This is a genomic window from Geothrix sp. PMB-07 (assembly GCF_030758935.1).
GTDB lineage: Bacteria > Acidobacteriota > Holophagae > Holophagales > Holophagaceae > Geothrix.
This window is the reverse complement of sequence record NZ_CP132333.1, coordinates 3,787,636-3,806,779: the sequence shown is the minus strand read 5'-3', so window position 1 is coordinate 3,806,779 and position 19,144 is coordinate 3,787,636. Positions and strand designations below refer to the sequence as shown.

Genomic DNA, 19,144 nt, shown 5'->3' with positions numbered 1-19,144 from the left:
GCTGTTGGATTTGAGAATTTCCTACTAGCTTCGTCTCACCATGCATTGAGCGCCACACACAATCCAGAATTTTCAAATTATTTCTACTATTTTTATATAAAGGGCTGTTCCAAAATTAACAGTGGCCAGAAAATTTGAATTTGTATCAACTTATGGGACACTGATAGAACTGAGAGTTGAAGACCACACAACAACCAAGGATGCTTCGCGAATGCTCATATACCTATTACCTTTGGTCGCGTTACTTCTTGCGTATGTTGTATACCTTTCAAAAAACAATAAATGGATGGTGAATTTATTGTTGGTGATCGTTTTAATGGTAATTGCTGTAGCTGGGTTTAGGTGGAATTGCGATGCTGATTTTTCTGGCTACATAGAAATGTATAACGAAGTGCCCCCGATTGGAAATCTTAATTCGGAAATAATCAAACAACTATGGGGAGAGCCGGGCTATATCGTTGTTAGTTCTATTTTTAAAGCAATCAATCTAGATTTTTATTATCTGTCACTATTTTGTGTCTTTTGTTCGATTTTAATTAAAGTAATTATATCGATAAGGCTTTCAAAACAAGCCGCCTTGTCTATATGCTTATATTTTTGCATTCATTATTTAACAATAGAATTTATTCAGATTAGATGGGCGGTTGCATCATCCCTCTTGATACTAGGTTTTTATACGCTGTATAGAAATTTATTGTGGACTACACTGCTCGTCTTCCTGATGGCCGTATCTATGCACTATTTTTCTTCAGTATTTATATTAGTCGCCTTGTTTGTTAAAATCGAAAATGATAAAATCTTTTATTTTATGATGATGGTTGCCATCACGGTGAGTACTCAGATCACACAAAATTCTTTAAATTCATCGCTTGCTCTACCTGGTGGTGTGTATGTGCTTGAAAGGACAGCTCGCTACTTGGGGGAAGAGTTATCTAAGCTAGGGCTATTTTCGTATGCTAAACTTTTCTTGTATCCTTTAATTTATTTATTATTTTATGTTTTTGGTGGATATAAAAATGTGTTCAATAGGCCAAAAAACCGATTTTTACTTAAGCTATCCTTGGCTTGTATCTCCTTGACTTTTATATGTTCATTTATGCCCCTATTGCATTTTCGGGCCGTCGTTTTAGCCGATTTTTTTTCAGCTATTTTGGTTATTAATTTGGCAGAGTCAAGACCGCGGTCAACCCTATCATCCATTGTTGTGGTTTTCATGGTAATAATATTTTCGATTTGGTATATAATCGACTTGAATAACAACCTAAAAAATGGCTCCATTAAAGAGTATCAAACATGGGTTTCTCAGATTATTTAGTCTATAAAACGCTACACGCAAGTTGCGGACATAGATTGGATTCCGGCAACTACTGCTGATCCGCCCCGGTTTTCTATCGCAGGTTCAATGTGGAAGATAGGACCTCTGAGGGTCCCCTTGGCCAGTGTTTTAGGCCTTGGGAGCGGGTTGGTCGAATCAGGATACGCCCTCACACAAACCGGGTGAATCAGGCAGGAGAAGGCCCGCCCCTCGGGGCGGGCCTTCTTGGCCGGTTCCCAGATTTAGGTCCGGGCTAAATGTGAAGGTCGGGTTGAAAAAGAGAGAGCTAATGGCCGGTTGGCCAGGAGCTTCCAGGAGATGGTAGCTTGGCTTCCATCTCCGGAGAGGGTAGAGCAACGCTGGGAAGCGACTTGAGCGCTTCGGAGATGCACCGGACGGTGTTGGCCAGGGGAAACGCCCTGGCCTTTTCTGTCAGGGCGTTGGCCTCCACCGGGGGTGCCCAAAGCGATAAATCCCGGGGGTCCGGGGGCAGAGCCCCCGTCGCAGGGAGACCGAGCTGAGCCAGTTCAATGGTGCAGCGGAACTCGGTTGGGGTGAGGTAGCCCAGGCTGCTGTGCGGGCGCTCCTCGTTGTAGCGACGGCGCCAGGCTTCGACGATGACCTTGGCCTCAGCCAGGCTGGAGAAGGCCTCCATGTTCAGGCATTCGTCCCGGAACTTGCTGTTGAAGCTCTCGGCCACGCCGTTGGCCCAGGGCGAGCCCGGGGGGATGTAGAAGGTCTGGGCACCGGTGGCCATCAGCCAGACCTGGAGGTCATGGGCGATGAACTCGGGGCCGTTGTCACTGCGCAGGAATGCGGGCCATCCCCGGGTCTGGAACAAGCGTTTGAGGACCTGCATGACCTCCTCGGCCTTGAAGGAGGAGGCCACTTCGATGACCAACGCCTCCTTCGTAAACTCGTCGGTGAGCGTCAGGCACTTCACGACCTCGCCGTTCAGGCAGCTGTCGTGGACGAAGTCGTAGGACCAGACCTGGTTGGGATACCCGGATTTCATCGGCACATGCTGGCCGGTCCGGAGGTGCTTTTTGGGACGCCGCCGGACCTGGAGGCCATGGGCTTTGAAAACCCGGTGGACCCGTTTCAGGTTCACCCGGAGCTGGAGCCGCCTCAGGAGGGCCCAGACGCGCCGGTGGCCATAGCGGGGGTTGGCATGGGCAAGCTGGACGATCCGCTCGTCCAGCCCATCCAGTTTCACCCGGCGTGAATACCGGACATAGGAACGGCTCAGGCCCATGGCCCGGGCAGCGCGCCGCTGGGAGAAGCCGGTGGCCGTCAGGTATGCCGCCCCCTCCTTTCGCTGCGACGCGCCACTCATTTTTTTCGGAGAACCGTTTTCAGGGCTGCGATATCCAGCTCCCGTTCTGCCAGAAGGCGCTTGAGCTGGGCGTTCTCCTTCTCAAGCTGCCGCATGTGCCGGACATCGGAAACCTCGACTCCGCCATACTTCTTTCGCCATCGATAGAAGGTCTGCGCCGTGATCCCACGGGCCCGGCAGAGGGCATCGACCGTCTGCTCCCCCTTCTCCGCCTCTCTGAGAAGCCCCACGATCTGCTCCTCGGTGAACTTGCTTGTCCTCATTGGATCCGACTCCTTTGGAGTGGACCTTAACATTTAGCTTGGCTCTATTTGGAGGGGACAGGCCATTCTCCCGCGAGCGCGGGATTCTGGGCTGCGAACTGGGCCGGTGTCTGGTCGTCCAGTGCGCTGTGTGGCCTGCGGTGATTGTAGTCGTAGCGCCAGGCGGCCAGCTTGCCCCTGATTTCTGCCATGGACCGGAATATCTCCGTGTTCAGGCACTCATCCCTCAGCCTGCCGTTGAAACTCTCAATGAAGGAATTCTCTGTGGGCTTCCCTGGCCGAATGAAGGCCAGGTGCACGCCCCTGGCATCTGCCCAGGCGTCCATCACCTTCCCAGCGAATTCTCTTCCGTTGTCCACAGTGATCGATGTGGGCTTGCCCCGCTCCCGAACCGCCAAGTCCAGGGCATCAGCCACATCGCTGCCATTCAACCTGGGCTTGCCCCGGATCGCCACGCATTCCCTCGTGAACTGGTCCACAACCGTCAGGATCCGGAAGGGTCTCCCATCATCAAGTCGGGCCGCCACGAAGTCCATACTCCAGCGCTGATTCGGGGCCTTGGCCCGTTCTGCGATGAGTGGCCTTCTCCGTGCGATTTTCTTCCGCAGTTTGGTGCGGATCATCAGCCCCTCCTCCTTGTAGATCCGATAGACCCGTTTCGCATTCACGTGCCACCCCTCCCGCCGCAGTAACACCGTCAGACGCCGATAGCCGAACCGCACTCGGGCTGCCGCCAGTTCCTTCAACCGCATTCGTAAAGGGATTTGCGAGTCCCGCCTGTGCCTATACCGGACGCTTGTCCGGCAGATGCTCACAAGGCCGCAGGCGCGACGCTCACTGAACCCATAGCCCTTTTGGATCCAGTCCACCAGCGAACGTCGCACCGCGGCCTTCAGACTTTTTTTGAAAGCACTTCCTGCAAGATGTGCTTGTCCAGGCTCAGGTCCGCGACCAGGCGCTTCAGCTGGGCATTCTCGTCCCGAAGCTGCCGGAGTTCCCGCAGCTCAGAGACCCCGAGCCCCTCGAACTGGTGCTTCCACCGGTAGAAGGTCTGGTCTGAAATTCCCAACTTCCGGCAGATGTTAGGGATCTTTGCCCCGTTCTCCGCCTGCTTCAACGCGAAGACGATCTGCTCCTCGCTATGTCCCTTCCTTGGCATCTCTGCCTCCTTGGCTGGGCTCCCCTAAGGATGCCCTCCAAGGCCTGAATTACACATCATCCCTGGTCCATTTTTCGGGGTTTGGGTCAAGTGTTACTTGATGGCATAAGGAACGGCTTAGCGGCCCTTATCCACGGGCTCAGGCTTAGCCCCCATTCTGTTATGGAAAAAGTCCTCAACTCCCTGAAAAATGGCTGACAGACTAGACCCCCGTTCTTTTTCAAAAAGGAGAATCGTGATAAGCAACAGGAAGTGTGCAATGGCGGATTTGATGATAAATAGAGGGAAATTCCGTGCATGCGCCTTGGCTAGGTATAAGAAATTTCTATACATGTAGTAGCGCCTGGTTGGCGAATGGAGTGTATAGAATTGCGAAAATGGTCTCGGAACGGTATGTGTGTCGCCCAATTCATGATATAAAAAAGCGTTGCCAACTTGCCAGACTTGCCATCCTGCTTGGCGTGCCCTTAGACAGAAGTCAAAATCCAGGGCATCGATGAACATTTCTTCGTTATAGCCACCTATTCTTTCAAATACATCCATGCGAACCAAGTTTCCGGAGGTTATGGCGTAGCTGATAGGGCCATCTCGTCGGTCTCTCTTGTGTTCACCATGAATAATGACGGTGGGCGAGAGACATGCTAGGTCGGGGTGTGTTTGGATAGCTCGACAAAAGGCTTGGACCATGTCGTGATCTATAAGACTGTCCTGGTCCATGGTGAGTATCCAGGTAAAGCCTCCATCTTTTGCATAGGTTAGTCCAAGGTTCAAGGCATGACCAATCCCTCGGTTATTCTTCAGGTAAGTTACAGAAACGCCTTGGTTGGCCTCTAGAGCCCGCAAGACCTCAAGGGATTTTAAATCAGAACCATTGTCCACAATATGAATATGTCCAACCTTCCCCAAAAGGGCGCGAACTGTCATATCTGTTTTTTTGTGGCCATTAAAACTAACTATAACAGCAATAATATCGTCATATATCATATAATGATCGACTCCCCTTTCACGTGCTTACGTAGGCATTTGGTCTTTTTGATGAATGCTTCATTTGATTGACCGATTCAGGTGAGTAAGATTTTCTATACAAAAGAGTATATGTGTAGGGTTGAATAATTCCTACGCATGAATTAAAAACGTATAGGAGAGGAAATTAGGCCGACGACACATATTAAGTGATTTAGTAGACGCATTGATACTAAGGATTGTATTATGTGAAATGGTTGTTAAAGCAACTTATATTTAAGTCAAGCAGATAAATTTCCATATATTTCGGGGACCATTGATGATCTGGAGGGATTGTGGCGACCTGAGAATTACAAAAAGTCTGAAGGGAAAGGGCTTTTCCATCTTGGAGGTGCTACTTCTGAAAGGAACAAATCATTATTTGGAATATCTCCTGTTCGTGGTTTATATGCAATGACAAGGATATTATTGGGTTTAAAGCTTTCTACAGCCAATATTTGCAGGCCAATGTGATGGACTAATTTGATGACCAGACGGGTATCAAACACATGGTGGTGCAGACAGCGATTTTCTTTATTCTTAAGGCTTCGTTCTTTGAAGGCATCAACGCTTCCAGCCTTTCGGTCCATTTTTAAATCATGCAAAGCTAGGATTTCATCAAGATGGGTCAAATCTCCTTCAGTTACCTGCATCTCATAATCTCTTACTAGGTGGTCGAGAGTGGTGAGGGGTCTTCGATGATCAAAGGTACCATCCTTGTGAGGAAGGAGAAGAACTAGAAGACCTTCCTGTTTTAGAACCCGTATCCACTCGGATAGAGCTTTAATAGGGTTGGCTATGTGCTCCAATGCATGGGACGACAAAAGAAAGTCATATGTCTCAGTCGTGAATTGCTCCAAATTTGAAGCATCTACAACATACTGGTATCCGGGTTCCCGTTGATCATCAAATCGGAACGAGGCTCCCTCTTTTATGCTATCTACCCATACTGTTTGATCAGAGAAATTACAATTGTCGACTCTTGAGGCGATTGAATAAATAGGGAGACTGCTCCATTTTCGGAAAAGGTGAGTTGGCCCACCAATTTCAATCCCTACTTTTTCTTCTACGTATGGCCTGCACTGCTGAAAGCTGGCAAGTGGCCGACGTGGAATGAGGTGCGCTGAGACGGCGCCAAGAACCTCGCCCACCCCATCAGTCTTCAGTAGTGAGATGACTTTTTTGATTTTGCTTAACATGTCCCCGCCAATTGGATTGCCTGATTGATAGTAGCCGGATCGACCTCTTGGTTTCCTGCCTATCTAGGGTTGGACTTGCAAGAGGGAAATACACCGGTGTTGTATAGAATAATAATTCGAATTAAAACCCAATCTGGTCAGCTTTCTAGGCCGAATCTTGGGTTCTTCTGGTGCAGGGTAAAAGAAGCTGAGAGCTATCACGGTGACATGCCATCTCCACGGGAGTCCTCTTGTCGAGTTCTGGTGACCACTGAGTTTTTGGACGAAAAACATAACTGAATATGATAGCCTCACAAAGCATGCGTTCCGATCAGCGTTTCAGCATCGCAGATTGGTTAGACGATGTGAGGAAATACCAGAGTGGGGGCACGGATGTTGCTGGGTTTTGTTTTTACAAATTTTAATAACTCCAGGTACACCGTTGAGGCGATAAATTCCCTGGCTCGCTCTGCGGATTGGAGTAGATTTCGCATCTGCATTGTGGACAATGCTTCCCGAGAAGAGGAAAAGGCAATTATCAAGATGCTTTCGGATGAATTTCCGTCTATCCGAGTCATTTTTAATGAGACCAATGTTGGCTATTTTTCGGGACTGAACATTGGCCTCCGAGTAATTCGGGAACAGAATCCACTACTTGATACCATTTTCATTGGTAATAATGATCTTGAATTCCCAATTACGATAATGGAACAGCTTGAATCTTGCCGTCCGCTATTGACAGAGCATCCAGTCTTATCACCCGATATTGTCACTCTTGATGGTGTTCACCAGAATCCGCATGTGCTCCATCCTGTCAGCCGATTTCGTCGGTTCGCATGGTCCCTGTATTATTCCAATTATTATCTAGGGGTGGCCATCCGAACCGCAGCCAAATGGACTCGCGGGTTCACTCGCATGAAGGATAGTGATCATCACTTGACCCCTGGTCTCGTGGATCAGGGGTTCGGAGCTTGTTACCTTCTGGGTCCAGTATTCTTTCGACACTTTCGGGAGCCCTGGGCTCCAACCTTCCTGATGCACGAGGAATATTTCTTCAGCCTTCAATTGGAGTCAAAGGGGTATAGGGTTTTCTATACGCCATCCATCAAGATTCTCCACCATTGGCATGCTTCGGTAGGCTCCCTTCCCGGCAGAAGGATATGGGAGTTAAGCCGCGACTCGTACAAGCTGACCCTTAAGTATAAAACATTCACTGGGCCTGAATAAGTCGGCCCTGAAAAACCCATCCAGGCGGATCAGGCGGATACTAGGGAGGGCCCTGGGACCAGCGTGAGGTTTGAGGACGGCGATCAGGGCTCTGACGACCTTTCTCGTCTCGCCTGTAAGCAGACGCAGAAGGGCCCTGAGGTGGACCAAGATCTTTCGGATGTTGTGCCCGGCACCGCCGAGGATGACGTTCTGCATATCTCTGGCCACTCCTTTGAAGAAGTTCCGCCCGAGAAGCCCGTCGCTCTTCATGTGGCCCAGCTCCGGTTCGATGGCGGCCCTGCGCCGCAGGTCTGGCCGGTTCCCAGATTTAGGTCCGGGCTAAATGTGAAGGTCGGGTTGAAAAAGAGAGAGCTAATGGCCGGTTGGCCAGGAGCTTCCAGGAGATGGTAGCTTGGCTTCCATCTCCGGAGAGGGTAGAGCAACGCTGGGAAGCGACTTGAGCGCTTCGGAGATGCACCGGACGGTGTTGGCCAGGGGAAACGCCCTGGCCTTTTCTGTCAGGGCGTTGGCCTCCACCGGGGGTGCCCAAAGCGATAAATCCCGGGGGTCCGGGGGCAGAGCCCCCGTCGCAGGGAGACCGAGCTGAGCCAGTTCAATGGTGCAGCGGAACTCGGTTGGGGTGAGGTAGCCCAGGCTGCTGTGCGGGCGCTCCTCGTTGTAGCGACGGCGCCAGGCTTCGACGATGACCTTGGCCTCAGCCAGGCTGGAGAAGGCCTCCATGTTCAGGCATTCGTCCCGGAACTTGCTGTTGAAGCTCTCGGCCACGCCGTTGGCCCAGGGCGAGCCCGGGGGGATGTAGAAGGTCTGGGCACCGGTGGCCATCAGCCAGACCTGGAGGTCATGGGCGATGAACTCGGGGCCGTTGTCACTGCGCAGGAATGCGGGCCATCCCCGGGTCTGGAACAAGCGTTTGAGGACCTGCATGACCTCCTCGGCCTTGAAGGAGGAGGCCACTTCGATGACCAACGCCTCCTTCGTAAACTCGTCGGTGAGCGTCAGGCACTTCACGACCTCGCCGTTCAGGCAGCTGTCGTGGACGAAGTCGTAGGACCAGACCTGGTTGGGATACCCGGATTTCATCGGCACATGCTGGCCGGTCCGGAGGTGCTTTTTGGGACGCCGCCGGACCTGGAGGCCATGGGCTTTGAAAACCCGGTGGACCCGTTTCAGGTTCACCCGGAGCTGGAGCCGCCTCAGGAGGGCCCAGACGCGCCGGTGGCCATAGCGGGGGTTGGCATGGGCAAGCTGGACGATCCGCTCGTCCAGCCCATCCAGTTTCACCCGGCGTGAATACCGGACATAGGAACGGCTCAGGCCCATGGCCCGGGCAGCGCGCCGCTGGGAGAAGCCGGTGGCCGTCAGGTATGCCGCCCCCTCCTTTCGCTGCGACGCGCCACTCATTTTTTTCGGAGAACCGTTTTCAGGGCTGCGATATCCAGCTCCCGTTCTGCCAGAAGGCGCTTGAGCTGGGCGTTCTCCTTCTCAAGCTGCCGCATGTGCCGGACATCGGAAACCTCGACTCCGCCATACTTCTTTCGCCATCGATAGAAGGTCTGCGCCGTGATCCCACGGGCCCGGCAGAGGGCATCGACCGTCTGCTCCCCCTTCTCCGCCTCTCTGAGAAGCCCCACGATCTGCTCCTCGGTGAACTTGCTTGTCCTCATTGGATCCGACTCCTTTGGAGTGGACCTTAACATTTAGCTTGGCTCTATTTGGAGGGGACAGGCCAGGTCCCGTTTGAGCAGCTTGCTGAGCTTGCGCGCGCCACTGATGAGCACCTGGCTGCTCCTGGTCGGATCCGCGCCGTGCCCCTGATACCCTTTGTCGACGAAAGTCATGGCCGAGACTTGGCCCGTGATCCGCTCCACCTCGGGCCTGTGCAGGCTGTAAACCTTGCCCTTCGTCTTCCGGCTCTGGGTCAGGGCGAACTCCGAGAGGATCAGCGCCCTCCGGTGCCGCGCATACCCCTCGTCCGTGAGCTTCCGCTCCACATCCCGCTGCACCCAGCCGACCATGGTCTTCAAACTGCGGAGCACCTTCAGCGCCCGCTTAAACTGTCGGGCCTTCGCATGTCCTCCGTGTTTCCGGAAACCCCGCTCCATGAGCTTCCGGTGACTCTGCCGCAGCCTGATGCCCTCGGCTTCCGCGATCCTCAGCATGGCCCCGTAAACCATCCGATACAGCCTCGCATCCGTCGGGTGCTGTACCACCTTCGGCTGCACCGCCGTGTCCACGATGACCTTCTCGAAGCTCTTCCCTCTGATGGTGCCAGTGGCCTTCCCTGCTGCGATCGTGGCCTGGAGCAGCTTCTCTGCGCCCTTCTCCCCGATGCGGCCCCGCCAGCAAGTCATCTGCGAGGGATGGATAAGGTAGCGGTGCTGGATATGTCTGTTTGACTCGCGTAGCCCCGCAGGGGATACCGAGAAGAACTCCTCGCCCCAGAAATGCTGCTAGTAGGGATTCTCCACCCAGCCCTTGACCACCTGCTCATCCGAAGCCCGTAGGTGTGCTTCAGCAGATGCAGGCCTGCCATCAGCCGAACCGGAATCCCAGGACGCCCTAGATTCGGCAAATACATCCGGCCGAATTCCTTCGTCAGATCCTCCCAGGGGATCACCGCCGCCAGCCGCACCAGCTCTTGGTTCGGGTCCGACGATCTGCTCTTCGCTGTGTCCCTTCCTTGGCATCTCTGCCTCCTTGACCGGGCTCCACTAGGATGCCCCTCCAAGGCTTGATTTCCACAGAATCCCTGGCTTGGTTTTCGGGTTTTGAGTCACACCCGCGAATGAACAGATCGCTGTGAAAGGAAGGAATTCCTTGATATCGTTGGAACTGCCTTGGTTGACAACCAAGTTCAATTCCAGATGCCTCTACCTCGACGGGGGCGGGTCGCGATGCAAATTCTCCTCTTGGGTTCAACCTCTGCTGTTGATTGGGTAATCCAAGAGGGCAATCCAGAAAGAATCTGACTTCTGTGGCTAATAGAAACTATCAAATCTGCAGCAGTTGCGTCATGGACACGACGGACTCCATGATCGTGTTTGACGAAAAAGGTGTGTGCGACCATTGCAACACCTTCTATCAGCACACGCTCCCCAATTGGCATACCGACAAGCGGGGTGAAGACGAACTCGAGCGGATGGTTGATCTTATCCGTGCTGAAGGCAGGGGCAAGGACTTCGACTGTATCATCGGAATGAGTGGGGGCATTGATAGCTCGTACCTGACTTACGTTGCCAAGGAAAAGCTTGGACTGAGGCCACTGGTGTTCCATGTGGATGCTGGATGGAATTCCCAGATCGCCGTGAACAACATTGAGCGCTTGGTGGATGGGCTGGGACTCGATCTCTTTACCGAAGTCATTGACTGGGAAGAGATGAAAGATCTTCAGTTGGCCTTTTTCAAGTCGGGGGTGCCGCATATCGATGCACCCCAGGATCATGCCTTTTTTGCGACCATGTACAAATTTGCGCGACAACACCATGTCAAATGCATCTTGACTGGTGCCAATCTGTCGACGGAATGCATTAGAAATCCAATTGAATGGATGTACTACCAATCGGACTCACGGCAACTGCGAGATATTCATCGCCAGTTCGGAACCGTCCCGTTGAAGCACTTCCCTTTTACAGCCATATTCTGGCACAAGGTCTGGTTGCCTTATGTGAAGGGCATCAAGGTGCTCCGTCCGCTCAACTGTCTGCCCTATATCAAAAACGACGCCCGACAGCTGCTGATGGACCGGTTCGGCTGGCAGCCATATCCTCAGAAGCATTTTGAGTCCCGGTTCACCAAGTTCTACGAGAGTTATTGGCTGCCCAAGCGCTTTGGGTATGACGTAAGGCGCGTTCAATATTCAAGTCTGATTGTGACGAATCAGATGACGCGGCAGGAAGCCTTGCTTCAGTTGGAACAGCCGACCTGCGACGAGGTCACCATCCACCAGGAGCTCGAGTTTGTTGCAAACAAACTCGGAATTTCCGTTGATGAATTGAATGGGTACATGCTTCTGCCTCAAAAAACCTACAAGGACTATAAGAATCAGCGTCAACTCTATGATCTGGGAGCGCGGGTGATGCATGCTCTGGGGATGGAACTTGGGGGCAAGCGGTGATTGCCCTTGTGGACTATGGGTTAGGTAATATCCAAGCCTTTGCGAATATCTATCGAAGCATTGGCATCGCGGTTCAGGCTGTGAAAACAGCGGAAGAATTGAACAGAGCAGATAAGATAATCCTTCCGGGTGTGGGAGCCTTCGATTGGGCGATGACGCGGCTGAATGAGTCGGGCATGCGAGAGGCCTTGGATGAGCAGGTGCTTCACAATAAGAAGGCCGTGCTCGGAATTTGTGTCGGGATGCAAATGATGACCCGCCGGAGCGATGAAGGAGATTTGCCGGGCCTGGGGTGGATTGATGCAGAGGTGTTGCGATTTGATGCAGCGCTATTGAAGGATCGCACCCACCTGCCCCACATGGGATGGAACGACGTCCAGCCCACACCAGAGAACGCTTTGTTCCGAGGACTTGAGTCTCCACGGTATTACTTTTTGCATTCGTACTATGTCGCGCCTTCGAATGAATCAGATGTCATCGCGACTGCGGATTACGGGATCACCTTTGCAGCCGCAGTCCAATCGGCCAACGTTTTTGGAACTCAGTTCCATCCCGAAAAGAGCCATCGCTGGGGCATCGGCCTGCTCAAGAACTTTGCGGAGATTTGAAGATGCTGCGGCCCCGGCTCATCCCCTGCCTGCTCATCCACAAGGGCGGCTTGGTGAAATCGGTACAATTCGGCGCTCATAAGTATGTAGGCGATCCCATCAACGCTGTCCGGATCTTTAATGAGAAGGAAGTGGACGAGTTGATGGTTGTGGATATTGATGCCACTCGCAATGGACATGAGCCGAACTACAAGACCATTGCCCACTTGGCCGCTGAGTGCCGGATGCCCCTCTGTTATGGTGGTGGCGTCAACAGCACGAGCCAACTTGAGCGCATCATCGGTCTGGGCGTTGAAAAAGTTGCCATGAGTGCGGCCGTGGTCCACAGGCCAGAACTGATCTCTGAGGCCTCCAAGCGGGTTGGCAACCAGAGTGTGGTGGTGGTGATCGATGTCAAGAAAACGGGCCTTTTCCGTAAGCCAGAAGTCGTGACGCACAACGCCACCCGTCGTACAGGTTTGAATCCAGTCGCCTTCGCCCGGCGAGTTGAGGAACTGGGGGCCGGCGAAATCGTCCTCAACTCGGTGGACCATGATGGTGAGATGAATGGATACGATCTGGACCTGATTGCCCAGGTGCGGGAGGCGGTTTCGGTTCCTCTCACCGTCCTGGGTGGGGCGGGATCGCTTGCTGACCTGCAGGATCTTGTTATGCGGCATGGAATCATTGGCGCGGCAGCCGGGAGTCTTTTTGTGTTCAAAGGGAAATACCGAGCAGTGTTGATTAATTATCCAAATCGCGATGAGAAAGATGCCCTTTGTGCGGCTGGGATGAATGCTAGATGAAACAGATACTTCAGAACCTGAAGACGGGATCCACCGACGTCGTGGAGGTGCCTACTCCGGCGATTAAACGTGGACAGTTGCTGGTCCAAACGAGCCAGACATTGGTTTCGGCGGGAACAGAGAGGATGCTAGTCGAATTCGGGAAGGCTGGCTGGTTGAAAAAGGCCCAACAGCAACCGGACAAAGTTCGCATGGTGCTTGATAAAATCCGAACCGATGGCCTCAAACCGACCATCGAAGCGGTGTTCAATAAGTTGGAACAACCCCTCCCTCTGGGGTACTGCAATGTGGGCCGCATCGCACAGATAGCCCCCGACCTTTCGGGCTTTCAGGTTGGGGAGCGGGTCATTAGCAATGGCCATCACGCCGAAATGGTCAGTGTTCCAGTGAACCTTTGCGCCAAGGTACCTGATGCCGTCTCGGATGAAGAAGCTGCATTTACCGTTCTGAGCGCCATTGCGCTGCAGGGCATTCGTCTGGTGAACCCCACGCTGGGGGAGATGGTGGTCGTGACTGGCCTGGGGCTCATTGGGCTTGTCACGGTACAGCTCCTGAAAGCCAATGGCTGCAAGGTTCTGGGCCTCGATTTCGACAAGGATAAGCTCGACCTAGCACGGCAATTCGGGGCGGAGGTGGTCGATCTGGCCGCCGGCCAGGACCCTGTTGCCGTGGCTCATGATTTTTCCAGAGGGCTCGGGGTCGATGCAGTAATTGTGACTGCGGCGACCCGAAGCAGTGAACCCATCCACCAGGCTGCGCTCATGTGCCGAAAGCGAGGGCGCATCGTCTTGGTGGGGGTCACTGGCCTGGAACTGTCCCGGGCAGACTTCTTCCAGAAAGAACTGACATTTCAGGTTTCCTGCTCGTATGGCCCAGGGCGGTACGATTCGAACTACGAAGAGAAGGGGAACGATTATCCCGTTGGGTTCGTACGCTGGACGGAGCAAAGGAATTTCCAGGCAGTTCTCGACATGCTGGCGGATGGTCGGCTGAATGTGAAACCGCTCATCTCCCACCAATTCGCCATTGAGGATGCCGGGAAGGCTTATGAACTGATTGGCGGGGCTGAACCCTCACTGGGGATTCTTCTTAAATATCCAGGTCTAGAAGCCTCAGCGGACTCCAAGACCATCCGCTTGACTAACGCGACAAGGCCCAGCACTCCCGATGTAAGAGAGAGGTCAGCTTCTATTGGCTTCCTGGGGGCTGGGAATTACGCAACCTCGGTACTAATGCCGGCTTTCAAGAAGTCTGGGACACGACTTCATACGGTGGCTTCTCGCACCGGGGCGGGCGGGATCCACGCAGGGCGGAAGTTCGGGTTTGAAGAAGTCACTACCGACGTCGATCGACTGTTTTCAGTAAATGAAATCAATTCCATAGTCATCACCACACGGCACGACAGTCACGCCAGCTATGTTGTGAGGGCGTTAAAGGCTGGAAAGCATGTGTTCGTGGAAAAACCCTTGTGCTTGACCTTGCATGACCTTGAAGAGATCGGGGCGGTTCATGCAGGGAGTGAATTGACTTCAAAGCCAGTCCTCATGGTTGGATTCAATCGACGGTTTGCTCCCCAGGTCCAAAAAATCAAGCATCTGCTCAAAGGGGTTAGCGGACCGAAGGCACTTATCATGACGGTGAATGCCGGCGCCATTCCCGGTGACCACTGGACCCAAGATCCAGAGGCGGGAGGCGGTCGCATTGTCGGGGAGGCCTGTCACTTCATTGACCTGCTTCGCTTCCTCGTTGGAGCATCGATCGAGAGTTGGGCATGCTCTCCCATGGCCACAACCCTTCGGGATACGGTGACGATCCAGCTGGCCTTTGCGGATGGATCCGTTGGCACCATCCACTATTTTGCAAACGGCAGCAAGGCCTTTCCTAAGGAACGGCTGGAAGTGTTCGCCAGTGGGCGAATCTTGCAGTTGGATAACTTCCGGAAGCTTGCTGGGTTCGGGTGGCCGGGTTTCAAATCGATGAACCTCTGGCAACAAGACAAGGGACAATCGGCCTGCGCCGCGGCCTTTGTGGCAGCTGTAGAAGGTCGCCAAATCGAGCCCATCCCCTTTGAGGAAATCATGGAAGTGAGCCGAGTCTGCATCGAGCTCGCAGGAGCGGCAAAATGAAGCGGATTGACATCATCGCCGGTGCTCGGCCCAATTTCATGAAAATTGCGCCGATCATCAAGGCTCTTGAGGTTAGGAAGGCTCAGGGTGGAGAATTGGATTACCGCCTGATCCATACGGGCCAACACTATGACCCTCGCATGTCGGGAAACTTCTTCAGTCAGTTGGGAATCCCCTTGCCGCACATCAATCTGGAGATTGGCTCGGGTTCACAGGCAGAACAAACGGCCGCGATCATGGTCCGCTATGAGCAGGTGTTGCTGGAACAGAGGAGTGATCTCTGCTTGGTTGTTGGTGACGTGAATTCAACCATGGCCTGCGCCATCACTGCTCAGAAGTGCGGCGTGCCAGTGGCACATGTGGAGGGAGGCATTCGTTCCGGTGATTGGAGCATGCCTGAAGAAATCAACCGAATGGTGACCGATTCGATCAGCAACTGGTTTTTCACCACCAGCGCATCAGCCAACAAGGCCCTCAGGAGTACCGGAGTTCGCGAAGGCCAAATCCACTTTGTTGGTAACACCATGATCGACACCCTGCTGGCGAACATGGATCGCCTGAAGGCACCAGATTTCTGGGCAGATCAAAGATTGGTCGCCGGGCAGTATTTTGTGGCAACCTTGCACCGTCCTTCCAATGTGGATGACGCTTCAGGGTTCACACGGCTTTTGGCAGCCATCGGAGAGGCTTCGAGAGGTTTACCCGTCGTCTTTCCTGTTCATCCCCGTACCGCGAAGACGTTGCGCGAGGTGGATGGGATTCCAAGTAACTTCCGCCTGGTCGACCCTCAACCCTATCTTGAATTCAATTTCTTGGTTCGGCACTCCAAGGCGGTCATCACAGATTCGGGTGGAATCACTGAAGAAGCCACTGTCATGGGCGTTCCCTGTATCACCCTTAGGGATTCCACGGAAAGGCCGGAAACCGTCGAACAAGGCACCAACGAATTGATTGGGACCAATCCTGATAACGTAAAGGGTGTTTTGGATAAATTGTTTTCAGGCTTGTGGAAGAAGGGTGCGATCCCAGAGCTTTGGGATGGCCATACTGGCGAGCGGATCGTGGAGGTTCTGGAGCGAATTCTTTGAATTCCCTCGATAAAGCCTCCCTGTACTTCCACACGCTGCGTCACCTCAAGGTAAGGCAGTTCGCTGGGAGGCTTTTTTTCATACTTCGTATACCAAGGCCAAACCTCCGTCCCGCACCTGCTGCAAGGGTGGTGACTGGCAGTTGGCGCTCTCCAGCGAAGCGTTTTGGATCGATGCTTTCCGCTAACCGGTTCCGCTTTTTAAACCAGGAAATGGAACTGAGCTGCAAAGAAGACTGGCAATCAGAACGGATGTCCAAACTCTGGACATACAACCTTCACTATTTCGATGATTTGAATGCCGATTCGGCTCATGACCGCATTGCTTGGCATTCTGAACTGATTCGTCGATGGATTCGGGACAACCCGCCGGCTCATGGGGTTGGCTGGGAACCCTACCCGCTCTCTCTCCGGATTATCAACTGGATCAAGTGGGCATTCGCAGGTGGCTCTCTAGAGCCGGCTGCTCGCCAATCTCTTGCCATTCAGACGCGCCATTTGAGAAAACGACTGGAATATCATTTGCTCGGCAACCACTTGTTCGCCAATGCAAAAGCGCTGGTCTTCGCTGGTTGTTTTTTTGAAGGCGAGGAGGCTGAAAACTGGCTTCGCTGCGGGATGAGGATCCTTGAACGGCAGATCCCTGAACAAGTCCTTGCCGACGGCGGTCATTTCGAGCGAAGCACCATGTATCATGCTCTCGCATTCGAGGACATGCTTGACCTTGCGAACCTTGCAAAGGTTTTTCCCCTGTCGTTCCGTCCGTGGGCTGCTCAGGTGTCGGGGTGGCCTGAGGTGATTCAAAATATGGGTAGCTGGCTGAAGGCCATGTGTCACCCCGATCAGGAGATCGGCTTCTTCAATGATGCGGCTTTGGGCATCGCACCCCCGACGTGTGAATTGTTAGCCTATGCCTCACGCCTCGGGTTCGATTGGCCGGAAGATCGTAGGGCGGTGGTCCATCTGGAGCCCTCGGGGTACGTTCGGGCCTGCATTGGGGATGCGATGCTCTTGATTGACGTAGCGCCTGTCGGTCCCGACTACCTTCCCGGGCACGCCCACGCTGATACGCTCAGTTTCGAATTTTCTCTGTTTGGGCAGCGCATCTTGGTCAATTCAGGAACGTCGCGATATGGCCTTGGATCGGAGCGTGAGGCCGAGCGCGGTACAGGCGCACACTCCACGGTTCAAATCGACGGGAGGAATTCATCGGAAGTCTGGGGTGGTTTTAGGGTGGCGAGGCGTGCCTATCCATCAGGTGTCAGGGTGCATTCCGAAAACGAGGCGATTGTCATCGAGGCCTCTCACACGGGCTACCACTGGCTTCCCGGGCGCCCTGTGCACAGGCGTCGATGGGTGTTGGGAAAGGGAAAGCTTGAAGTTCATGACACTGTAAGTGGAGGCTTCTCAGAGGCTATTTCCCGAATGTATTTCCACCCTGTGGTTGGGCTAACTCTCGAGGGTAGTGGTGGCCAGGCAATATGGCGTGACAAGGTCGTACGCTGGTGGACGGACTCTCAATCGGCATCCTTGGAAAGCTCGGCGTGGCACCCTGAGTTTGGGGTTTCCCTCCCGAACCGCTGCATACAACTGCTCATTCAGCCGGCGAAGGTGGCTGCCTCCTGTTGTTTTATTCTTGATTGGACATAATGCATATTCTCTTCCTTACAGACAACTTTCCTCCAGAGGTCAATGCGCCAGCCTCGAGGACCTATGAGCACACGCGTGAGTGGATCAAGGCAGGACACCAAGTGACTGTGCTGACTTGCGCCCCTAACTTTCCAAAGGGGAAAGTATTCGCCGGGTACCGAAATCGCCTATGGCAAACGGAGTGGATGGATGGGATCCGAGTGATTCGGGTGTGGACATATATCGCAGCAAATGAAGGTTTCCTTGCTCGAATTTTGGATTACGTCAGTTTTATGATCTCTTCAACCTTGGCCGCCATGCTGGTGCGTCAGGCCGATCTGGTCATTGGCACCTCTCCGCAATTCTTCACGGCATGCGCTGCTTATTTGGTTGGTCGGCTAAAAGGAATCCCTTTCATATTTGAGCTCCGTGACCTTTGGCCTGAATCCATCAAGGCGGTCGGAGCGATGAAGGATAGTTGGATTATTAGATGCCTCGAGCATATTGAACTGTTTTTATATCAGAGAGCTGATGCTGTCATTTCGGTCACCAATTCCTTTAAACAGAACCTTATTGGAAGAGGGATCGATGGCCATAAAATTCATGTTGTAACCAATGGTGTCGATTTGTCTCGATTCGCCCCTCTTCCAAAGGATGCGGCTCTTGCTGAAGAGCTAGGCCTAAAAGATTGCTTCGTGGGTGGTTACATTGGCACCCACGGTATGGCACATGGCTTAGAGACTCTCCTTGACTCAGCTGAAATATTCCAAAAGGAGAATCGGATGGACATCCACATTCTTCTTCTAGGCGACGGAGCTTGCAAGGCCGACCTCAAGGCCAAGGCTAAGGAGCGAGGGCTTACGAGTGTCATCTTCATTGATTCTGTGCCAAAAGCAGAAGTTGTTCGCTATTGGTCGCTTCTGGATATTTCAATCATTCATTTGCGGGATACCGACCTGTTCTCATCAGTCATACCTTCAAAGATGTTCGAATCCATGGGAATGGGCATCCCATTGGTGCATGGGGTTTCAGGAGAATCCGCCGAAATCGTCGAGAGGGAAGGGGTTGGGCTTGTGTTCCACTCGGGAGATGCTCAGGCCCTTCATGACGCCCTGGTGATTTTGAAAAACGATTCTGAACGCTTCAAGATGTTGCGCAACAGATGCCTAGAAGCAGCAGTCAACTATGATCGCGCAGCCTTGGCCGCCAAAATGTTAAGGGTTATCGAGGCTATCAGGGGTGTACCTAAATGACCAGATTAATCGATACAGCGTGTCATCTACCCCAAGATCAAGGGCCCCAATGGGGCCCT

General features: G+C 53.1%; 17 protein-coding genes and 1 pseudogene. 9 read left to right on the top strand and 9 right to left on the bottom strand.

Annotated elements, in window-relative coordinates:
* The first annotated feature begins 304 nt into the window (after positions 1 to 304).
* Positions 305 to 1,315 (top strand): EpsG family protein, encoded by a 1,011-nt coding sequence (locus tag Q9293_RS16555; RefSeq protein ID WP_306252448.1) that lies wholly within the window; start codon positions 305 to 307, stop codon positions 1,313 to 1,315.
* A gap of 286 nt (positions 1,316 to 1,601) precedes the next feature.
* Here Q9293_RS16555 and Q9293_RS16550 read toward each other — a convergent pair whose 3' ends face one another.
* The 5 genes from Q9293_RS16550 to Q9293_RS16530 all read right to left on the bottom strand — a co-directional run bounded on the left by Q9293_RS16550 (position 1,602) and on the right by Q9293_RS16530 (position 6,274).
* Positions 1,602 to 2,651: an IS3 family transposase gene (locus Q9293_RS16550; protein ID WP_306246055.1), complete on the bottom strand. Its 1,050-nt coding sequence runs from the start codon at positions 2,649 to 2,651 to the stop codon at positions 1,602 to 1,604.
* Positions 2,648 to 2,914 carry a transposase gene (locus Q9293_RS16545; RefSeq protein WP_306246057.1) on the bottom strand — a complete coding sequence of 89 codons (267 nt, stop codon included), beginning with the start codon at positions 2,912 to 2,914 and terminating at the stop codon, positions 2,648 to 2,650. The genes Q9293_RS16550 and Q9293_RS16545 overlap by 4 nt, the downstream gene beginning before the upstream one ends.
* 44 nt (positions 2,915 to 2,958) lie before the next feature.
* A protein-coding gene (locus Q9293_RS16540) for an IS3 family transposase (protein ID WP_372342168.1) occupies positions 2,959 to 4,073 on the bottom strand; the annotation gives its coding sequence in 2 pieces (ribosomal slippage) (positions 2,959 to 3,812 and positions 3,812 to 4,073; 1,116 coding nt in all).
* A 117-nt stretch (positions 4,074 to 4,190) separates the two neighbouring features.
* Positions 4,191 to 5,057: a glycosyltransferase gene (locus tag Q9293_RS16535; RefSeq protein ID WP_306248424.1), complete on the bottom strand. Its 867-nt coding sequence runs from the start codon at positions 5,055 to 5,057 to the stop codon at positions 4,191 to 4,193.
* A 329-nt stretch (positions 5,058 to 5,386) separates the two neighbouring features.
* Positions 5,387 to 6,274, bottom strand: a complete 888-nt coding sequence (locus Q9293_RS16530) for a methyltransferase domain-containing protein (RefSeq protein ID WP_306248422.1) — start codon at positions 6,272 to 6,274, stop codon at positions 5,387 to 5,389.
* 372 nt (positions 6,275 to 6,646) lie between these two features.
* Here Q9293_RS16530 and Q9293_RS18750 point away from each other — a divergent pair, with 372 nt between their 5' ends.
* On the top strand, positions 6,647 to 7,480 hold the full coding sequence (locus tag Q9293_RS18750) for a glycosyltransferase family 2 protein (protein ID WP_372342167.1): 834 nt from the start codon (positions 6,647 to 6,649) through the stop codon (positions 7,478 to 7,480).
* 117 nt (positions 7,481 to 7,597) lie between these two features.
* Here Q9293_RS18750 and Q9293_RS16525 read toward each other — a convergent pair.
* From Q9293_RS16525 to Q9293_RS16510, 4 genes and pseudogenes are all read right to left on the bottom strand, one after another.
* Positions 7,598 to 7,771, bottom strand: a pseudogene (locus Q9293_RS16525) (IS5/IS1182 family transposase); the annotation flags it as partial.
* A gap of 63 nt (positions 7,772 to 7,834) precedes the next feature.
* A complete protein-coding gene (locus Q9293_RS16520; protein WP_306246055.1) occupies positions 7,835 to 8,884 on the bottom strand; it encodes an IS3 family transposase in 1,050 nt (349 codons plus the stop codon).
* Complete coding sequence (locus Q9293_RS16515; protein ID WP_306246057.1) at positions 8,881 to 9,147, bottom strand: transposase; 267 nt, start codon at positions 9,145 to 9,147, stop codon at positions 8,881 to 8,883. Before Q9293_RS16515 ends, Q9293_RS16520 begins: the two co-directional genes overlap by 4 nt.
* A 33-nt stretch (positions 9,148 to 9,180) precedes the next feature.
* Positions 9,181 to 9,834, bottom strand: coding sequence for a hypothetical protein (locus Q9293_RS16510; protein ID WP_306248420.1), 654 nt, complete (start codon positions 9,832 to 9,834; stop codon positions 9,181 to 9,183).
* Positions 9,835 to 10,496: 662 nt separating this feature from the next.
* On the opposite strand from Q9293_RS16510, the gene Q9293_RS16505 reads away from it, so the two are divergent.
* From Q9293_RS16505 to Q9293_RS16475, 7 genes are all read left to right on the top strand, one after another.
* Positions 10,497 to 11,597, top strand: coding sequence for an N-acetyl sugar amidotransferase (locus Q9293_RS16505; protein WP_306248418.1), 1,101 nt, complete (start codon positions 10,497 to 10,499; stop codon positions 11,595 to 11,597).
* Positions 11,594 to 12,205, top strand: a complete 612-nt coding sequence (gene hisH / locus Q9293_RS16500) for an imidazole glycerol phosphate synthase subunit HisH (protein WP_306248415.1) — start codon at positions 11,594 to 11,596, stop codon at positions 12,203 to 12,205. Before Q9293_RS16505 ends, hisH begins: the two co-directional genes overlap by 4 nt.
* Before the next feature lie 2 nt (positions 12,206 to 12,207).
* Positions 12,208 to 12,990 carry an AglZ/HisF2 family acetamidino modification protein gene (locus Q9293_RS16495; protein WP_306248413.1) on the top strand — a complete coding sequence of 261 codons (783 nt, stop codon included), beginning with the start codon at positions 12,208 to 12,210 and terminating at the stop codon, positions 12,988 to 12,990.
* Positions 12,987 to 15,116, top strand: a complete 2,130-nt coding sequence (locus Q9293_RS16490) for a bi-domain-containing oxidoreductase (RefSeq protein WP_306248411.1) — start codon at positions 12,987 to 12,989, stop codon at positions 15,114 to 15,116. The genes Q9293_RS16495 and Q9293_RS16490 overlap by 4 nt, the downstream gene beginning before the upstream one ends.
* Positions 15,113 to 16,204 (top strand): non-hydrolyzing UDP-N-acetylglucosamine 2-epimerase, encoded by a 1,092-nt coding sequence (gene wecB, locus Q9293_RS16485; RefSeq protein ID WP_306248410.1) that lies wholly within the window; start codon positions 15,113 to 15,115, stop codon positions 16,202 to 16,204. The genes Q9293_RS16490 and wecB overlap by 4 nt, the downstream gene beginning before the upstream one ends.
* A 173-nt stretch (positions 16,205 to 16,377) precedes the next feature.
* Complete coding sequence (locus Q9293_RS16480; RefSeq protein WP_306248408.1) at positions 16,378 to 17,853, top strand: alginate lyase family protein; 1,476 nt, start codon at positions 16,378 to 16,380, stop codon at positions 17,851 to 17,853.
* Entirely contained in the window at positions 17,853 to 19,085 is a 1,233-nt protein-coding gene (locus tag Q9293_RS16475) for a glycosyltransferase family 4 protein (RefSeq protein ID WP_306248405.1), read from the top strand. The genes Q9293_RS16480 and Q9293_RS16475 overlap by 1 nt, the downstream gene beginning before the upstream one ends.
* The last annotated feature ends 59 nt before the right edge of the window (positions 19,086 to 19,144 follow it).